The sequence below is a fragment of the Aquitalea sp. FG25 genome (assembly GCF_057809375.1).
On the sequence record NZ_JBMDJV010000012.1, the window covers coordinates 1 to 18422 of the forward strand.

15 protein-coding genes are annotated in these 18422 nt (G+C 49.6%); 2 read left to right on the forward strand and 13 right to left on the reverse strand.

Annotated features, from left to right (window positions below; genetic code table 11):
• The 6 genes from ACODR9_RS11905 to ACODR9_RS11930 all read right to left on the reverse strand — a co-directional run.
• Positions 1–956, reverse strand: a 956-nt coding sequence (locus ACODR9_RS11905; RefSeq protein WP_488809496.1) for a hypothetical protein, incomplete at its 3' end; no start/stop codon positions are given.
• 49 nt (positions 957–1005) lie between these two features.
• Positions 1006–2163: a DUF3150 domain-containing protein gene (locus ACODR9_RS11910; RefSeq protein ID WP_488809498.1), complete on the reverse strand. Its 1158-nt coding sequence runs from the start codon at positions 2161–2163 to the stop codon at positions 1006–1008.
• Between the two features lie 71 nt (positions 2164–2234).
• A complete protein-coding gene (locus ACODR9_RS11915) occupies positions 2235–2417 on the reverse strand; it encodes a hypothetical protein (RefSeq protein WP_488809499.1) in 183 nt (60 codons plus the stop codon).
• A 70-nt stretch (positions 2418–2487) separates the two neighbouring features.
• A complete protein-coding gene (locus tag ACODR9_RS11920) occupies positions 2488–3483 on the reverse strand; it encodes an AAA family ATPase (protein WP_488809500.1) in 996 nt (331 codons plus the stop codon).
• An 11-nt stretch (positions 3484–3494) separates the two neighbouring features.
• Positions 3495–4205: a hypothetical protein gene (locus ACODR9_RS11925; RefSeq protein ID WP_488809501.1), complete on the reverse strand. Its 711-nt coding sequence runs from the start codon at positions 4203–4205 to the stop codon at positions 3495–3497.
• 62 nt (positions 4206–4267) lie between these two features.
• Positions 4268–5494: a hypothetical protein gene (locus tag ACODR9_RS11930; protein ID WP_488809503.1), complete on the reverse strand. Its 1227-nt coding sequence runs from the start codon at positions 5492–5494 to the stop codon at positions 4268–4270.
• A 638-nt stretch (positions 5495–6132) separates the two neighbouring features.
• Here ACODR9_RS11930 and ACODR9_RS11935 point away from each other — a divergent pair.
• Positions 6133–7074 (forward strand): hypothetical protein, encoded by a 942-nt coding sequence (locus ACODR9_RS11935; RefSeq protein WP_488809504.1) that lies wholly within the window; start codon positions 6133–6135, stop codon positions 7072–7074.
• 3 nt (positions 7075–7077) lie between these two features.
• Positions 7078–8562 (forward strand): carbon-nitrogen hydrolase family protein, encoded by a 1485-nt coding sequence (locus ACODR9_RS11940; protein ID WP_488809505.1) that lies wholly within the window; start codon positions 7078–7080, stop codon positions 8560–8562.
• A gap of 242 nt (positions 8563–8804) precedes the next feature.
• Here the strand turns inward: ACODR9_RS11940 and ACODR9_RS11945 are convergent, their stop codons facing one another.
• From ACODR9_RS11945 to ACODR9_RS11975, 7 genes are all read right to left on the reverse strand, one after another.
• Positions 8805–9626, reverse strand: coding sequence for a hypothetical protein (locus tag ACODR9_RS11945; RefSeq protein ID WP_488809506.1), 822 nt, complete (start codon positions 9624–9626; stop codon positions 8805–8807).
• A gap of 182 nt (positions 9627–9808) precedes the next feature.
• Entirely contained in the window at positions 9809–12337 is a 2529-nt protein-coding gene (locus tag ACODR9_RS11950) for an autotransporter domain-containing protein (protein WP_488809508.1), read from the reverse strand.
• 144 nt (positions 12338–12481) lie between these two features.
• The gene (locus tag ACODR9_RS11955; RefSeq protein WP_488809509.1) at positions 12482–13843 is read right to left on the reverse strand and encodes a phosphoadenosine phosphosulfate reductase family protein; all 1362 of its coding nucleotides are present in this window, start codon (positions 13841–13843) and stop codon (positions 12482–12484) included.
• A 79-nt stretch (positions 13844–13922) separates the two neighbouring features.
• The gene (locus tag ACODR9_RS11960; protein WP_488809510.1) at positions 13923–16367 is read right to left on the reverse strand and encodes a hypothetical protein; all 2445 of its coding nucleotides are present in this window, start codon (positions 16365–16367) and stop codon (positions 13923–13925) included.
• Between the two features lie 68 nt (positions 16368–16435).
• Positions 16436–17284: a hypothetical protein gene (locus tag ACODR9_RS11965; protein ID WP_488809511.1), complete on the reverse strand. Its 849-nt coding sequence runs from the start codon at positions 17282–17284 to the stop codon at positions 16436–16438.
• A 62-nt stretch (positions 17285–17346) separates the two neighbouring features.
• Positions 17347–17721, reverse strand: a complete 375-nt coding sequence (locus ACODR9_RS11970; RefSeq protein WP_488809512.1) for a hypothetical protein — start codon at positions 17719–17721, stop codon at positions 17347–17349.
• 66 nt (positions 17722–17787) lie between these two features.
• Positions 17788–18210, reverse strand: a complete 423-nt coding sequence (locus ACODR9_RS11975; RefSeq protein WP_488809513.1) for a hypothetical protein — start codon at positions 18208–18210, stop codon at positions 17788–17790.
• Positions 18211–18422 lie beyond the last annotated feature (212 nt).

Sequence of the window (18422 nt, forward strand, 5' to 3'; positions counted from 1 at the left end):
TCTGCACCGTTGGCGTCCTGCGGCTTACTGCCAGGGCCTTGTTGCTGATCACCCTTGCCTGCCTGCTGCTTGGGTTGTTGATCTGCACCGTTGGCGTCCTGCGGCTTACTGCCAGGGCCTTGTTGCTGATCACCCTCGCCTGTCTGCTGCTTGGGTTGTTGATCTGCACCGTTGGCGTCCTGCGGCTTGCTGCCAGGGCCATGCTGCTGATCGCCCTCGCCTGCCTGCTGCTTGGGTTGTTGATCTGCACCGTTGGCGTCCTGCGGCTTGCTGCCAGGGCCTTGTTGCTGATCACCCTCGACTGCTTGCTGATGGGGTTGCGGGTTTTCTTCACAAAGTGACTTCAGGATGTCGATGATCTTGAACGAACGATCAACAACACCTTCAGTTGTGGGCTCAAGGTGAACCCCATCGATACACTCCGCGATAGCTTCTGTCGCTTGGGAACCGAAGATGACACGCATCTTGGACTCAAGAATAGATAGTTGGGGAACCAAGTTATCATAACCAAGGTTATAGGTGAAAGCCGCTGTCAGGATATATACGTTGAATACATCCAGTGGCTTATCAAGAGACAAGCCTGCATCAGGAATCACAAGGCACTTATCGTTGATTGCGTTGAATCGAAAGCGAGCACCAGGTAGACGACGCTCTTCACGATACTCTGCCCGAGCGTCACCCAGAGAGTTGGCGATACTGTGCGCAATGGCAGTAGTTGCTCTTTCGTATTCTTCCACGTCATCATGGTTGAAATGTGCGTTTTCATGAAACAGGTATCCAACCATCATTTCGAAAGTTTCTTCATCAACGATTTCCACTGCTGGAAGGTTTATGTGACGTTCACGGAGGTCGGCATAGGCCTGACTACCAGAATGAGTCAATTTAACGCCAGATTGATCACAATGAATGTGAGCAAGAATGGCGAGAGCTGCTGTGTAGTTTTGGTGTGAGGCCATGGTGATCTCCATAAAACGCATGCCTCCCCTAGTGGGGAGGCGTGGTCTTTTAGTTGAGGAAAGTGATTGAGAAGTCTGCAGCAAGCGGTTTGCTGAAGACATCCGGAACGGCAACCTGTTGGTTCCCAAATGCGGGTGACTGTTCAGGCTTCGCGACGGTTACAACAGGGGCACTGCCGGAATTTCCGGATGGACTGAGGTCAAACAATCCGGAATTTACAGCCCGGCTGCTAGCTTCACGAATGCTAACCGGCTTAACGCCAGCACCATTATCTGCAAAAAGATCAATGGTGGTTGCGTTGATGGTTTCTAAAGTAGCGCCTTTGACAGCAGCACGACTTACGCCAGCGAAGATGTCAGCTTCGAGGTCTGTTCCTTGCAGAATCTTTGCCCCTTGAGCGAGGACACGATCCGGATCGGTAAGAATCAAAGCAACATTACTCATCGCTGAAACGTACAGACCATTCAGCTTGCCATCGTTCGGCAAGTTCTGAAGAAGCGTGTCAATCATCTCAACAGCTGCATTTACGCGGCCATCAACAAACGACCAGGCACTTAGCTTTTCCCGCATGGAACGGAAGGGACGAACAGCTTTCTGAGTAACCTCAACTTTGCCACTCAAACTCTGTTCCCAGAATTCAGAAGCAGATTGGGCAACTTCTTTGAGCATTTGCATCATGACGCTATCAGCAGCTGCATGCAGCCGGCCGGTGGGTTGGCCTTCAGCTGTCTGAATCTCAATCGGGAAAAACTCGAAAGAGAGCGAACGTGCGACTTTGTGCGACGGCTCAACGGCAATGCGGATGCGATCTGCCCAGGAGGGGTGAAGTGCAATCCAATCTTCCAGGTCCTTGTCGTAATCCTTGAGGAAACTGGCACGGTCTTTATTTGCTTCCTGAACAATCTTGTCCAGTTCGTCGATGCACTCTTGAGCCTTTGCTTTCGGAATCGCAAAGCCACCCATGAAACGCGCTCCGTGACGTTTCAGAGCAGTTTCAGCACGAGTACGTGCCCGGGTGAAAGGATGCAGACTAGCTGGGTTACAGATTTTCTTGGAACCCAACGACGCGAGATCTGCCGGTGGCAAATCTTCGGTGTTGGTGAAGTCCGCTTCACGCAATTTCTTCCGCCCTGACCAAATGCGAAATTCCAGGTGGATGAGAATGGTGTTTTCCAGGACAACATGGTTTTGATTAGTGGTAGTCATGAGATTCAAATCCTTGTGTGAATTGAACAAAAGGCCTCTCTTTCGAGTAGGCCTTTCTGGTGTTGTCCCGATCAACTAAAATTACGCCCGGTGCGTTCGCGGTAGTTTCGGGTTTTTTTTGCGTTGCGTTCATCGATTTTGTCGGTAATAAAACCACCAATACAAAGAACGCCCAGCATGCCGGAGATAAAGCAAATTGCGAAAAATGCTTCATCACTAAGGCTGATGTTAAAAAGGCTCTGAAGGTATTGCATCATTGACTCCTTGAAAAAGAAGCCAAGACACCCCCCGCCGGGAAGGTATCCCGGCATGGGTGGTTAAAGACTAGTGTGTAAGATCGCGTTTCGTACCGAAAACGGCAGTTACGGTCTCGTGAACAGAAATTCTGTCTACATCAGTAACGCTAGGCGCATCAGAGAAAACCTTTTCAAGCGCGTAGTGAATTTTCGAAATTCCTCTAGCCTCGATTGCGCCAAAAAGCATACTGAACTCAAGCCAGTCAAGTAGAGTGCGAGTCGAAATTACCGAAGTAAGCTCTTCTGCGATGAATGACTTGCGGACCTTATTGGCAACATCAACCATCAACTTGCAAGTCTGTTCGGCATGAGCAGCAGGCAAACCTTTCATCTGAGCATGTTGCAGCAGGGCTGCAACTTCAACTTCAGCCTTCAGGTAAGTAGCTTTCATATGAAAGAAACGCATTTCATTTGCTGCATCTTGGTCGAAACGATCCAGATAGCAGCTTGAAGTGCTGGGGTTTTGAGTTGCAAACAACTTGAAGTTCGGATGAACGTTGATGATCTGACCGGTTTGAGGCACCAGGTATGGCACGCCATCCAGAAGGTCATTCAACTTGCTGTTCACGCCAGAAGGTCCAAGGTTGTACTCATTGTAAATAACTGAGTAACCATTCAGTGCGGCCATCAAAACCGGCCCAAGTTGGAAGCGCATAGAGCGATCTTCGTTAAACACGAAGTCACCAAACAACTCACTTTCAGTCATGTTTGCACTGCCACTCACAGTAAGGAGTGGACGGCAAAGTCCAGCATGGAGATCAAGAACAGAGCTGGTCTTGCCAGTACCGGTATGCCCAGTAAGTTTTGCAGCACGTTTGTCGCTATTCATAAAAACAAGCATGTCCAGGAATAAATCAACGTCCCAGCAATGGTTTTTACGTTTAGGGGCAAGATCGTGGCTCTCATAGCCCAATACATTTCCACCAAAGGGAACGTTGAATGTTTCCTTGATGTTGTACTGCTTGGGGTTAAGGGCAATCGTCTGAATAGACGACTGGTCTTTGGTCATGATTGCTTCAGTCATCGCAATTCCTTTCAGGCTGACATTTCGTCAGCATATTCGCGCATGAATAGTTCAAAGATTTCGACAATTTTTCCATGTCGAAGCATTTGTTGAGCAGAAACCGGCATCAAGACATTGCGAGTCTCTTCAGCTTCCGTTTCATCCATCTCTACATCAATCCCCTCTTCTTTCCGCTCTGCAGCTTCAGCCGCACGGCGAAGTAGAACCGCTTTCTCACGCGCAAGGCGTTTTGCGACACGGGGATCGTAGGGATTACTCTGGAAAATGTGATGTTCGTAAGCCGTTAAAATAGCCATACGTCTCACTTCGGTAAAGTCAGCATGAAAGAGTTTGCATGCCATGCGGAAACTGAAAGGAACACATTCAGTTTTAACTACGTAACACTCACCACGACTGTCAGCGAGAGTGGTGAAGTCGTCCATGAATAACCATTCAAGAACGTCATTAACTTCATCTCGGGCAGTGTTCAAAAGCGACTTCATGCTTTTGTGAAAAACCCAATCAACCATGGGAACCAACTCGTGGTCATGGTAAATCGTGGGGTCTTCAGGCAAGTCAAACAGTCGAAGCGTCTCATACAACTGATCAATTTCAGAGTCTTTGACTTTTACTCGACGAGTATAAGGTGCACGTACAACACCCCCTTCTGGAAACCCAGGGAATGTTGGTTGTAGCTCCTCAAATGCTTTCTGGTTGATAAAGCATGTAGGGTTCATTTCCATGTTTTTCTCCAGACTCTATCCCTTACGGGAGTTGAGCCCGTATGGGTTAGATTGGAGGTGCGTTAGCACATAGTTACTTGGTACAGATTCTTTTTGCCTTGGATCGAACCACCATCTTCTGCTGGAATCGAAACGGCAACACGGCCATATGAGTTGATCTTCACTTTGTCCCCTTTGCGAGCGCCAATGCGTGACATCTCAGCTTTTAGCTCAGTACCACGCAGTTCGTGCTCGTTGTTGGATCGATCGCGAAGAATAACCGTAAAGGCTTCATAAGGACCACTATCGTTTCTGTATTTCTTCATACCTAGAAATTCGATTGTGCCAGTGTTGGATTTGCGAGGTTTGCGACCTGCGTAAATATCAACATTGGGTTCGTAATTCTCTTGAATATGAGGAGTTTCCTTTTTGGATGAAGCTGATGTAGAACCCATAAAGGCTTCTTCTTCAGGCGTCATTTCCAAAGGGATTGACATGTCGAAGGTACGTGTACTTTCAACAAGTTCCCTCGGTTCTTCTTCGTAGTGATACCACTCCTGCATGAAATGACCGGCAACATCATCCAGAAATTCTGGTTCGGGTGCCATCAGGTATGCCGGAACATCAGTAGTAACTACGGAAGTGCCAGGGCTGGCGGGGGCTTGATCCATTGTGTCCACTTTAGTAGTGGTGACTTTGGGTTTCTTGCTTCCCTTTTCATTATCAACATTCAACATTTTCTTGACTTCAACTTCAGTCAATTCGAAAGCGCTGACCTCGTTATAAGCCGAGGTCGGCAACTCTCTCAATGTCACACGCTTTTCTTTCAGTGCGTGAATGTGTTGGTAATCGCCAGCTTGAATTGAATCCTTGGCTTTCTGGTTGCTCTTGTAAGACTCATTGGGCAACCATGCAGTACGCTTGATTACATCCTGATAGAGGAAAAGGATAACCCTTACCTTTTTTCTCGGAGTAATTGCAATTTCCCTTCGGATAATACGAGCATGAGTGATATCACCCACCTCCGCTTTATCCGCTAATTCCACGACTGTTGATTGTGGTTTTGAAGATTGCTGAGCCGGCGCAACTGTTTCTACAGACTTAAAGGCAGATGTTGTTTTTACTTTAGAAGGTTTCACTTCTTCGGTAGCAACAGTCTGCTTTTTCGATTTCGCACTGATTTCGGTTTTCAATTCGACAATGCGTTTTTTTGTGCTGAAGAAGTTTTCCTCAACCTTGGTAGCGAATATCCCCAAGGTGAGAAAACCAAAAAGTGCACAAATAATTAGTAGAGCATAAGTCAGGTCCATGATGGCTCCGAGTGGTAAGGGCTAGAATCAGCCGGTTAGAATAAATCTAAGAATTTAATCTTCATCGCGACGCATGAAATGAGCCTTGTTGAAAAGTGCCCAAACAATACTTGCAATAAAGATAAAAAATATGATTACTCCGAGGAGTATATATTTTTGCGGCATAAGAACTCCAAGAAGTGGTGGCAGAGTAGCCATCGCGAAAGAATATCGCTGGTAAGTGCAGATTTCTCTGCTAGTTGCCACATGGCAAAAAAAGGCAATCCATAAAGCTGTCTTTATGGATTGCCAATTTAAATTTTTAAGGCAGAGTGATGTACGCTAGAGCTGCGTGTAGATGAAAAGCAATAGTCAGAGTGCGGTAAAAATGCAGTGCCGTAGAATGCAAAAAGCATTGCAAGTGAAGCGGCAGTTGGATGATTCAAGAACTGGTGAGTTGTCTTGAAAGTGAAAGCAAGATGGGGACTGGGTACTTCAGAGGGACTTGCGAGGTAAATGCTAGTTGTCTGCCAGCTCAGTGTGCCTGAATTGCACATTTGTAAGAGTAAGCCACAAGAACCCTGCTGTCAATCGGGGTGGTTTTGCTGAAAACTTGCTTATGGCGCACTGTGCTGTAGCCTTTGGCGTGGGAGATATCTATGAAATCGGAAACCTTAAAACGGGCACTGCTAAAGCTGGACTTCACTGCAGAGATGCCTGCGCAGTTACTTGATGCTGCAGAGGCGTTTCATGGCCAAAATTTGCTTGATGCTGTGCAGGAGGTAGTCCGGGCCGGGCCGAATATGCAGGCAAAGGGCTCATTCTTGAAGGCCCTGTACTTCTGTGCAAGTAGCAGTTCAGTAGGACTGCTGGAAAATCATGGACTAGGTACGCACAAGGCAAATCTGGTCGCTATTCCGGCTAGCTTTTCTTTATTCCAAAATTACAAAAAGCTACTCAATAAAGGTGAGGAACTTAGCCCTGAGGAAATCGTTGAACTGAAACAGATTGTCGAAGACGCCGGCGGCTTGCCGAAGGGTCCGCAAATAGTAGACGCAGATGATCATCAATCAAGCCGCGATTCACCACCAGAACCTAGAGAAGAGGCCGGGTCTTCAACGCGCCAAAGCAAATATGGATCTAATCAGTGGCGAGAAAGTAAGAGCATCTTCGGTGCGTCCTCAGTGATTTGCTTTGAAGCTCGGATGGATGTGAACGGAGAAGTCTTCGTCGGAGTCGATGCAGCCCCTAAGGTGGCATCCGGCGGTGACTGGGCAAACAAGGTGTCCTTGAGGTTCAGTGACGAGGAGCTTCCACTTGTTGCTGCTGTTTTGTGCGGGTTTATAGACAACTGCAGCGGTTCAAATCATGGCTCACAACATGACAAGTCCTTTGAGATTACAAGGCAAGAGCAAGGTAATGCGACGGGATTTTTCGTCAAAGTCATTTTGGGGAAGAGAGCATTCGCAGTACCAATGTCTGTAGCCAAGGCGTTCTGGATTCGGTTGCTTGTCCTCAGAGCTATAGAGAAAGACACCGGCATGGGTCAGAGCGATTTGTTAAATCACCTTCAAATTCTTGCAGCACAACACAAGGGGTAACTGGTGGAGACGGTTGTTCAAGTAGGTAGCAAAAAGACCAGGCTGACCCCTGCTCTTTTCGGTTTGTTTGTCGGTCTTAGTGACGGCGTGATCATGTTCAATTTCTCAACGACTGTGGCGCTGGCTTTCGCGTTGATTGCTTTAGCCTGCGTACCTATGGCTTCACAACCCGTGGGAAAAGTTACTTTTGTTGATCGGCCGCTCAAGGCCAAGCAGTTCACTCTGCCACTGGTGGCGTTCGCCATCTCAGGCTGGGCATGGGTAGTTGGCCCCCGTTATCAATCAATCGTTTCGACTATTGGTGATGCCAGGATGTTGGCTGCATTCTTGCCTGTGCTGGTATACCTGAGTCCCGACTGGCGGACACGGATGATCACTACGTTTGCCTACTATTTTGTGGGCTCATGGGTTATCCCGGATTCAGCTCGTGTCTTCTTTGGTGGAGGAATTGAAGAAGGGTTCTTGGGTGTAGTGATGTGGGTGTTCTCGACATTACTGCTGGCTGGGGCTTGGGAACTGCCCTTCTTCATCAATGCCAAAATTGCCGGCTTGCTTGAAGAAAAAGGCAAGCCATGGGTTGTGCATCCTCTCGTTCTCACACTGATTGCCCTCCTCATCGTTTCAATCCCGCCGATAGGGATTATTGGCTGGCTCTCTCCTTTGCAAGGTGCTGCAAGTCTCTTCCCAGGCATGGGAACATATGGACTTGTCGGCCTTGTCGCAATATGGTCAGCCATAGCAAAGATGGTGAAGGAACGGCGCTATCTGGTCACTATGCTCATTTTGATCACTGCTGCTGGTGTGTACGCTAACTTCAGCTATAGCCCGCAAGAATTGCCTAAGAAGTGGTACTCACAGGACACCAACTTCGGTCCATTCCGTAACAAAGACGCGAATGTGATTGAGCGAATGTACAAGCTGATGGATCTGGCAAAAGAGCCGATTGCAGCGGGTGAAGATGTGATCCTTTTTCCAGAGGAAGTTTCAGGGCGTACTGACAAGGCATTGCGCACTGTCATCCCTCGGCACCTAAAGCAAATGGGGCTGAAGGAGGGACAGATCTGGATGATCGGCCAGGAGTTCCAACTTACAACAGGCGAATACCTTAACGGCATTATTATCTACAGCGGTACTCAAGAGGTCGGTGCCTTCGGATCCCGCCAGCCAGTGCCAATTTCTATGTGGCATCCATGGACTACGCTTGAGCACTCTCCAAGCGATTGGTTCAAACTCAATGTAATTGCTCTTCCGAGTGAAGGGCAGTTGATCAATACGGCTTTCCTCTTCTGCTTTGAGGAGTACCTGCCGTGGCCAGCACTGTCCAGTCTGATGTTTGGCCATGTGAAAGTGTTAGGTGCAGTGGCGAATATGTGGTGGGCATCCTCCTCTGCACAAACGCTGCAGGCATACCACAGCGCCGGCTGGGCCAAGATGTACGGTGTACCAGTGTTCCGAGCAGCAAACAGGCCTGCGATCGATGGCCGGTAAACATCCCCGCTACGATGCATATGTTACTAGGTGCAAGGCGCTAGGATATGTGCCTTGCGACTTTGAAACCTGCAAAGGGGTTGCTAATGTGTTGGGTGAAGACGATATCCCAATTTCACTGAATGGTTTAACGCGAATACTTAACACCCGGACGGGGTTTCATTCCTCAGTAACGCAAGCTTTGATTTCCAAGAACATGAGAAGAGAAAGAAAGGTGTGAAAAGCGGCAAAAGCCGCTTTTTTTATGGACGGGGATAAGATGCTTTCCAGATAGAAGGCCAGCAACATCCATGGGTGTAGCCAGGCACAACCGTTTTGTGAAAGTTGGTCAGGTTCGCCTTTTCGATGAACTCAACTGCCAGCATCGGAGGGATGATCGTGTCGGACTCCCCGGAAAAGAACCATATAGGTAGGTCACGAATCTTTTCTGGATGATCTGCGGGGTTAAGCGAGCCAGTCAGTGGGTCAATGCCTTGCTTCTCAGTCCACCGCGCATGATCTACGTTGCCGGCAATGCTGATCACACCATCGATATCTGACCTGCGCTCTGCCAGTAGTAGAGCAACAGCGGCCCCTCCAGAATAACCAGCAAGAACAATCCGCTTAGGATGGGTCTTGGCAATGATCTGATCCAGCGCTTCGCCTTCCGCACGAATGACATCCTCACTAAATCTACCACTGGTCCATGCGTCAGCACTGCACTTTGGGTCAGCATGGCTGGTGTATTGGCAAGGACGTGCAAGATAAGCAGGTGTACCTACCGGCTGCTCCAACGCAATCTTCAAACCAGTGGGAACGATGGGCGTGGGATCAGTGCTTGGAATGTTTGCAGTTTGCCAGGCGAAACCGTCTCCTTCGAAATAGACAGTCAGTGTGCCGCCAGGCTGGGCCAATTTTGGAACCGCTGAATAAATGCTGAATGTAGATGTCATCAACGTAGACGCCGTCCAGTCGGCCAGGATGACGGCATCAAGAGCAGCCATTTGTCTGGCGTCGTGTGTCGGAATGATCGTACAGCCAGCAACGCTTGATACGATTAATAGTCCGATACAGATACGGTTCATAAGCACCCTATAAAAAGCTCTGAATTACGTTTCAGGCCTAATGTACTGGTTTGGGTAATGTTTGCAAATTCTGTTCAGAACAAAGTTGCATCAAAGCGAACTCGACCTTGTAGCCCTTGCTTGAACATTTCCACGAAGTGAAAAGCCCACTTGGTAGTGGGCTTTTTCTTTAGGCAGAAGGATTAGAAAGTCTTGTTTAGTTTGGCAGACCAGGAGTAGCTTGCGCCGGTATCACGGTTGGCCAGGTCGAACTGTATATTGGCTGAGAAGCCCTTCCCGAACTCTTCTTTCAGGCCGGTCGAGAGAGTGCGAACCCAGTGCCCCGGGTTGATGCCGGTGGTTACGAATGTAGACGAGGAATCACCTGCATAAGACGCCAGGATAGAGTTGGATTCAGCGTACTGATCGTAAGCCACAGCTACCTTGCCGTAGAACGTGGTCTTGTCGTTAATCTTTACGTCCCACTTGGTGCCAGCCGAGTACAGGAGTTGCTTTGCCTTCTGACTGCCAACGATCAAATCGAGCGAGTCGGCACCATTCTCGGTGTACCCGTTCGACTTAACGAAGGTGTAGTCCAGACCAATGACCGGCTGAATCTTCACGCGGTCGGTGATCTGGATGTTCTTGCCTACGGACGAGCCCAGGTGGTAGCTGTAGCCGTTGTAGTCAGCATGCGCTACACGGTTGATTTCAGAGAACTGGATGGTCCGGTCACCGGAAATATTCTGATAACCCAGGTCGGCTTGGAAATCTACGAAGTCAGCGAGATTGCTGGCCAGTTTCTTCGAGCCGTAGATCACACCCTGATAGTTGTCGATGGACGCAGTGTGCAGGCCATTGTTCTGGGAAACGTGCGATTTATTGAAGCCAAAGGCGGCACCCAGAGTGAGGTCCTTCCCTGCCAGGTCACCGTCAATGCCCAGTACACCGCCGGAGGTTTGAGCAAGATAGCCAGAAACTCCGTCACGATCATGCTGGGTCGATCTGGTGCTGTACACCTTCAACCATGCGTTGCCACTGGCCAGCATGCTGTCTCCAGAGGAAAGACCGCGAGTTGAATCGAGCCGGCCGGCGATGACATTCTGGTTCGTCTGCAACTGGGTCTGGATGGCAGTCGGTGCCTGACCATTCAGCAGTGGAAGGGTCTTCGAAGTGGCAGCAGCGACCTCGGCTTCGGTTGACAGCGACCCGAGGTTCGTGACGACGGTATCCATGTCGCTGTTGCCGGTGGTGCTGTTGGAGGCGTATGAAGTCACCAGGCTGTCCAGCACAACTGCAGCACCGGCTGCATTTTTCTGGTTGTTGTTCATCACCGACTTGTAAACGGATTCATTGCCGGTCGATGAACTATTGCTGGAACCGGAGGAATTTGAGGCGTTGCTTGATGAAGCACTAATCTTCAAATCGATTGCGTTGTTGTTAATTATTGCGGAGAAATCAAACAACAATGAATTGTCTGTGACTTTGAAAGTACCATCAGAAACGAGATTATTAGCAGAGAGAATGCCGGTTAGGTATGCTGAGGTAAATGCATAGTTTGGATTAGAAGCATTTACTGTGATTTGCGCATTACTCGGCAAAGTGGCTGTACCAGAAACAACTAATTTTCCATATGAGCTATCGCTGGCAACGTCAATTTTAAGTATGCCGCTACTATTTTGTGTATAGTCACCATTAATTGTTGCGGTAGTTCCGGATGCAATCTCAATTGTTCCACTATTGTTTACGCCTGTTAAAGCGTTAATGCCATCTCCAATCAAGCCAGAAACTGATTTGGTGCTAGATATTTTCATAGATGCACCTTGATCGACAATCAATTGCCAACCATAAAAAGCACCAGAAAATTCAAATGAACTAGCGCTAACCTCTAGCGTTGTGTTACTGCCGTATATGTCACCAATAAGCGCCCCACCCGCCTGATTTAGCGTAGTCATCTGGGTATTTTTGCTGTAAAAGGCGTAACTACCACCCTCTAACGTACCGTAGTTTGTGATTGTTGTATTATCGAGTGTGGTTTGAGCGTCAATTTGAAGGCCTGTTGTTCCACCTTGAATTGTACCGTAGTTGGTAATCGCCCCTTTTACTTCGGTTCCACCCTCCAGTTCAATCCCACGTGAATTTCCCCAAATGACACCGGTTGAGGTATTTGTGAGGTTGCCGATGGTAACCCCATTCGATGCTTCAATGCCAAATGATTGGTAGCTGCTAGTGTCAGTGCCGCCCCTGATCGTCCCGCTGTTAATGATATCACCCACGTTTGTGGCAGAAAGCTCAAGCCCTGCAAAATTGCCTAATAAACTTCCACCATTCGTAACGCTCATCGCCCTTGAAGAGTTATAGATGAATAGCCCGTAGTTTGTTCCTGAAACAATTCCGTAGTTGCCGAATGAGTTTCCGAAAGACTGGCTATCATATGTGATGCCAGCATTCCAGTTTGTCGAGTTTGTGGGCGCTATAACAGTAGCGTCAGGGTTAATCACAACGTCTGGAGTTAGCGATGTGGTTACGCTGCAACCACCGTTTGTTCCAGTGATAGATGCAGAGCAAACAGCATCAGCAGCATTAGCAGAACCAGCATTGAGTAAGCCAATCAAAGCCATTGCGCTTGCGAGCGCCAGTCGCTTGGTTTTTTTTGCGCGGCGGGTTAGTTCGCTGCAAGCTACGTGCGTTTGATGGGTAGGCGACCACTTGAGATTAAAGATTCGATTCACTAGGATTATTCCTGCCAGGGTTGTTGACTTTAACCCTCTAATTCTCCGTTTACGCAGATTTTCCACAACGTAGAAAAAGGGTGGTAACTCCCCGAATAGGCAAATAAAAACCCCTCCACATGTGGAGGGGTTTCTGGTTAAAGCTCAAATGCTACACATAGGGCAGGCGATGTGTTTTTCATCGTACTGATCAGGGTCATCTTCGTCTGGGTCTGGTGGAAGATGCCACATGGAATTTACCACCATGCCAGTTTCAGATTTCACTTTATCAAGGCCTGCTTTAGTAAGGAGGTATTGCTCCCCTTCCCAACTGTCCGCAGGTTTGCCCTCATAGGCTTTCATTACTTGAAGCAAACCCTCTGCATGAAGAATCCGGTATGCCCAACCAATGATGTGCTGCATCTGCGACATCGATTCACCATCGTGCCAGGTGTAAGTCCCTTGAGCCATGGGGCCGGCCGGGTCAAACAAGTCACTCGGGCATTCAACGTAGTAAATGGCAAAACGCACACTGTCACGGAAAGACTGCTCATCGAAAAATTCGTACACCTCATAGGTGGACAACAGGTGATGGAAGCGATTTTTCAGCTGCGTGCTAATGCCTGATTTCGAAGTCGAATAAGAAACGATGCGCTGGTGTGAGCAGAATTCCTGACCGGCAAAATCGTGGTGCATGAAAAACTCCGCACCAACGAAAATGCCATTGTTCGGAAACAAGCTAAGAGATTTACGTTGCCCTACTTTGCTAGGCATTTCACTGCCAGCAGGGTAAGGCAGGGTCATCCAGTTCGGTGCGATTTCACAATCTTCAGAGAATGGAATTACCGGCGTGTAACGGGAAAGGTCAGATGGATCAACTTTCTCGTAGAACATCACCTTTTTGAACTCCTCGGGCTGATCCTCAAGCAGACCAACAACTTCGTTACGACGTTGGAAGAAGCAGGATGAACAGCCTGACCGGGTGCGGCGTTTGTAATATCTCGGGATCCCGATGGTTTCCTTAAGAATTCGATACACATCCGAGCGTTTGACGCCTAGCGCCATGAATGGCATTTCGGTACTCGCCTCATCAAGGGTAAACGCAACTCTAAAGCTTTCATCAGCCCGGATACCAACAAATAGGTAAGTATCTAATCCAGGCTCAAGCGTTTCAAGAAACGCTTTGAAGGGAGCCAGTTTCAGTTGACGGGTGCACCAGCGTCCTGTGTGTGAAGGAAGGAAGCCACCATTGTGGTCAAGTTCCTCGTACAGGCCCCGCGCAGGTTCGTATCGCTTAATCTTGACGCCCAAATGGGCTTCAAGCTTTTCAAGCGTCACATAGATTTCCGGCTCCTCTGCTTTCGTGTCGGTAAACACATAGTCGAATTGAACATTGGGAAACATGGCCTTCATTACGATGGCCATGACGGAACTATCAGCCCCACCTGAAACGGGAATGATATAGCGGGACTTGTTGATATCCCCCGGCAGTTTGTAACAACCAGCACGATTGAGAATGTGGTTCATGATCACTCCAAAGGAAATAAGCCATCCCCGTGAGGAGATGGCATATGGTGATTAAGGCTTGGCTGATGTTTCCCTTTAATCAATCGAAAAGGGCACACTGGGCCAGAGCCATGTAATTGCTGCGGGCAGATGCATATGCATTTCCTGTAGCAGGTTCGGTTTCTACTGCAATGGATTCCTGTTTGTTACCGATTTCGACGATGCCGTCTTCAACCGGTTGGGCAGGCTCATTGCGCAGAGCGGGCAAGGCAATTTCCGCGGCTACATCTTGGCTTTCTTCAGCTGCTGCCGGCGAGATTTCCGTCAGCACTGCAGGTTCGAGAGCTGCGGCAACTTCCTGAACTTCTTCAACCGACGAGGTGATGCTGGTGTCAGCTGATTCAGTTTCTGCAATCAGAGGCATTGTCATCGTTACCCGGTAGGTTTCGATGCCAGTACCCGACTCCTTGAAAGCGCCGGCCTCGATCTTGGTGATCTTGGCGTTGTGCTGTTGAAGGAACTTGCGGAAGGATGCTGCAAGTGGGCCCGTGTTGTTCATGCAGGTCGGTGACATATACGAACTGATGATGCCGCCAGGCTTGAGGAACTTGGTCATATGCATGAAGTGGCTCATGTCCTTGCCGCCCGTGAAGGGAGGATTGGCCAGAATCACATCAAACATGCCCAACTGGTCCGGCGTCATCGTCAGGAAGTCACCTTCGATCGGTTCGAAGCCATGCTTTTTAAGCTTGGCCACGTTCTGATCCCAGATTTCTACCGTTGTGACATCCGCGCCGTGAGCACGCGCAGCCAGTGCAATACGACCATCACCAGCAGAGGGCTCCATCAATTTCTTACCTGTCACATCCCCTACTTCCATCAGCATCTCGGTGACTTGCTCAATAGGAGTAGCGAAGAACTGGTACTTCTTCTTCGGATTGGGCTTGCCGCCGTTCTGCAGGGTATCCAGCAGATCGGTCGTATCGACCAGTTCGTCAAAGTGGAAGGCATTGTCCTTGTAGCGACCGCCTGCCTTGGCAATGATTGCTTTGATCTTGGGGTAATGCTGCAGCTTTTGCTCGGGGAGAATGATCTTCCCGGGCTTAGCGATCAGCAATTCCATCTCAATCAAAACCGGGTCAGTTTTGACCACAGCAACTTCTTCATCATCTTCAGCGACGACAGCAGGAATCACCGGTGCCGAACTACCCTCAGCCTTGTGTTCGATTTCCGTGCCGGAAACAAACTCAGGGAACGTGGATAGCACTGCAGCGCGGATCTTGCGAGCCAGGGCGGCCTTGATGGTGAAGAATTGTTCCGGGTCAATTTCGACAATCACACGCGAACCGCTGATGTACTGATAGCGCCAGATCAAATGAGAATGGCTCAGTTCCAGTGCATAGTGGTCGTTCACATCCCCTTCTTCGTAGATGCCAGCAGCCAGGGCCTCTTCGATCAACGGGAACATGCTTACGCTGATGTCGATGGCCAGTTTGCTGTTCAGGATCTTCATCAACGAAACACCGGAAGCATCGAAAATCTCATTCTTCAGGTGTTTGTAGGTGTCGAACATGAGGGTGATGTGATTTGCCAGCTGGGCTTTGCGATTGACGTAAAGCCGACAATCGACTGTCATATTATCGATCAGGTCCTGAATCAGACCGCGACTCACAGTGACGTTACCTTTTCCATGAGCTTCTTCATCCACCAGCGCCACCGGCAAAGTTTCCTCTGCGGTGGGTTGGGCGGGGATATCAGCATCGTCGGTAAGCAGAGTCTCAAGGCCAGTAAAGGCCTCGGTGACCCCATCGGTAAGTTGGCTGATTTCATCCATTTGAGATTCCAGCGATGCCGCACTCTGCGGCGCACCAGATTCCAAACCTTCAATCATGGATTCCAGCTGCTTGCTCGTTGCTTCAGCGTTGGCCAGGACCTTCTTCAGCGCAGACTCAATAGCATCGCCAAGCGGAGTGGACATCACATCATCAACGACCGGAGCGACTACGGCATCTTGGCGTACAGGATCAACTTCAACTTCCTGCAGTTGGGTGCCTACTTCGGGAACCGATTCCTTTGCGCTCAGGGGTAGCAACGCATCCGGAATCTTGGCACCGATGATTTTTCGAATTTCGGACGCGAAGAAGTCAACAACCTTCTCCATATCCTCATTCGTGATGCTGGCGATGGTTGCTGGCTTATCAGTGACGCCAGTGTAGTTACGGCCGAGAAAACCGCCCTCCAGCACGACGTAGTGATAGACGCCGGGATGAGTCCCAGAGTCGCCCACTGCGTAAGCAGAATCAGCAGTAATCAGCGCCGTCAGTTCTTCGTAAGCCTTAACCGTGGCCATGATAGTGAAGCTGGCCAGGTTAACCACTTCCAGATTGATGTGGGCCGCTTGCATGATTTTGGTCAGCAAGTCGGTATCGCCGTCCCAACGCATCCACAGAGAATCCTTGGGACGAGCGAAACCGCAACCGGCACGAACCAGGGTGAGATGGATGTTCTGGCAAAGGGTAGTGATATTGATGTGAGGGAATTTCATGTTCTGCTCCATAAGTTGAAAAGCAGAGCCACCCTGACGGGGTAGGCCCCGCGAGGGATGGTGTGAAATCAATCAAAGAGGCTGCATTGGCTCATAGCCACCTTCTGGTCGAAGGTAACTGCAGAGAGAGGTACTTGGCTCAGCGGGCGCTGCCGTTGGGCAGGCTTCGATGCAACAATTCGCTTGGCTACCGCCCTGACATCATTAGGGTTAGGCAGCGGCGCATCGCTATTGATAAAGCCGATGAACTCCGGGTCGAGAGCGACACGTTTCAGCGGTGCTGATTGAGTTTCGACTGGTTGAAGGTCTACCGGCTTGCTGGCAACAGCCAAGGGGGCTGGTGTTGCAACGGATGGCTTCAGGGGCTGATGAACAACTGGCGCTACTGGTCGTGGATCCGTTTGGACCGACGAACGCCGCTTTGCCACGGATGAAACTGGCGGTTTCAGGTACTTGGGATCGTCACCAACAAAACTTGTGATGAATTCGTCGGCCAGGCGCTGCAGCACTTCATCGATCAGATCGATGTCGTTAGGCTTCAACTGCGCAATGACTTGGCCACCAGGAATGGTCTGGTAGTTCAGGCTTAGGAGACGGTCACGATAAATCCCGAGGGAGTGCTCGCGCTCAATGGGCCCATGGCCGTAGGCAATAGAACTTGTTTCAATCTGCTCCAGAAGCCAGGGGAAGATTTTAACTGTCAGTTCCAGTGTGATGCCCTGCTCTTTCATGCCGGCATAAACCGATTCCCAGTTAAGCCCCTTTGCTTCAACGACAGGAATGAGGACAGAACGATGGAATGGTTCGCCATGAAGAAAGACGCTGAGTGATAGGGCGGGGTTTTGCATTTCTTGCAGTTTCCCAACTGGGTTTACTGCAATATTTGCAAGAAGGTCTGCAATGTTGAAGGCTTGCATAGTGACTCCTTTGATTCAGAGCCACCCCCAACGGGATAGCCCCGATGGGTTGATTGGGTTGGTCAGCGCTTGTGGCTGCGGAAGCTTAGTGCATGCTGCAGTGCGCGAGATGCTCCACCTATGCGTGCAACCGCTTCAGCCCCGCCGTGGGCATCACCGATGATCAGGTGACTACGAACGGCATCGCAAGCTTCTCCGATGGTGAGATTGCAGGTACGGCGAAGGAGCGAAATCAGCCGCGTGTAATGGCTCTCGATTTCATCCAGGTCCAGGAATGTGCGCGAGTCACGAATGATTGCCTTCGATTCAGCCGGTGCAATGATGACACCACGACTGGTCTTAAGCGAACCATCATCATTCACGTACAGGGAGCCCAGTTCGCGGTTGTAGATGTACTTGCCTTTCAGTTGCGAAATGTTCGGGGTGAGCAGACGCATGGTAAATCCTTTCGGACATGGCAAATGCACCCGGTGGGTGCATTGCTTGTGTGGGTAGAGAAGTAATCAGGCCGGAACCGGAGCAGTTAAGCTTTTGGTTTTGTCCAGATGGTGAGCGAACGCGCAAGCGCGTCGGTAATAGAAGGCCGCTGCAGAATCCTTAGGCGACATCGCCGAGTTTCGGAAATGACCTTCAAGGTCTAGCCGAATGGCGTCATGAATACGCCAAGTGCCGTAATCAGTCACAGGGGCCATCCAGGAGATAACACCGGTCTTGTAGATCATGTCACTCCAGAGCAGGAGTGCGCCGGAGGGACCGTACAACTCGGCTGTGATGACCTCAGAGAGGTCGTCAAACAGAGTATTGATCAGCGGGAAGACCATGCCTTGGGCAAACGGCAAGCCGGCAGCGTCAAGAGGAAAATCAAGGCTTTCGGTGGTATCGCTCGACGGGGAACGATAGAGAACGCGAAGAGTAAAAACTTTCATATCGACTCCAAAAAAAAGAATGGAGTCGCCCCAACGGGGTAACTCCGTCAGGGGAAATGGTGAATGCGCACTGTGAGGTGCACGGTACAAAAGAGACTCTAGTGTAATGGTCTAAAGCATTGTCATCAAGGAAACGCTGGTGTACTGCTCAAATTTTAACCAATAAATGATGCATGCATGCACTTTACAAAAAATATCACCCTATTCCATAG

What these genes read in the sequence shown, in the direction of transcription:
- ACODR9_RS11955 (WP_488809509.1), bottom strand. Translation starts at nt 13,843, where the DNA reads ATGAACCACATTCTCAATCGTGCTGGTTGTTACAAACTGCCGGGGGAT.
- ACODR9_RS11910 (WP_488809498.1), bottom strand. Translation starts at nt 2,163, where the DNA reads ATGACTACCACTAATCAAAACCATGTTGTCCTGGAAAACACCATTCTC.
- ACODR9_RS11935 (WP_488809504.1), top strand. Translation starts at nt 6,133, where the DNA reads ATGAAATCGGAAACCTTAAAACGGGCACTGCTAAAGCTGGACTTCACT.
- ACODR9_RS11915 (WP_488809499.1), bottom strand. Translation starts at nt 2,417, where the DNA reads ATGCAATACCTTCAGAGCCTTTTTAACATCAGCCTTAGTGATGAAGCA.
- ACODR9_RS11960 (WP_488809510.1), bottom strand. Translation starts at nt 16,367, where the DNA reads ATGAAATTCCCTCACATCAATATCACTACCCTTTGCCAGAACATCCAT.
- ACODR9_RS11920 (WP_488809500.1), bottom strand. Translation starts at nt 3,483, where the DNA reads ATGACTGAAGCAATCATGACCAAAGACCAGTCGTCTATTCAGACGATT.
- ACODR9_RS11930 (WP_488809503.1), bottom strand. Translation starts at nt 5,494, where the DNA reads ATGGACCTGACTTATGCTCTACTAATTATTTGTGCACTTTTTGGTTTT.
- ACODR9_RS11975 (WP_488809513.1), bottom strand. Translation starts at nt 18,210, where the DNA reads ATGAAAGTTTTTACTCTTCGCGTTCTCTATCGTTCCCCGTCGAGCGAT.
- ACODR9_RS11970 (WP_488809512.1), bottom strand. Translation starts at nt 17,721, where the DNA reads ATGCGTCTGCTCACCCCGAACATTTCGCAACTGAAAGGCAAGTACATC.
- ACODR9_RS11945 (WP_488809506.1), bottom strand. Translation starts at nt 9,626, where the DNA reads ATGAACCGTATCTGTATCGGACTATTAATCGTATCAAGCGTTGCTGGC.
- ACODR9_RS11965 (WP_488809511.1), bottom strand. Translation starts at nt 17,284, where the DNA reads ATGCAAGCCTTCAACATTGCAGACCTTCTTGCAAATATTGCAGTAAAC.
- ACODR9_RS11925 (WP_488809501.1), bottom strand. Translation starts at nt 4,205, where the DNA reads ATGGAAATGAACCCTACATGCTTTATCAACCAGAAAGCATTTGAGGAG.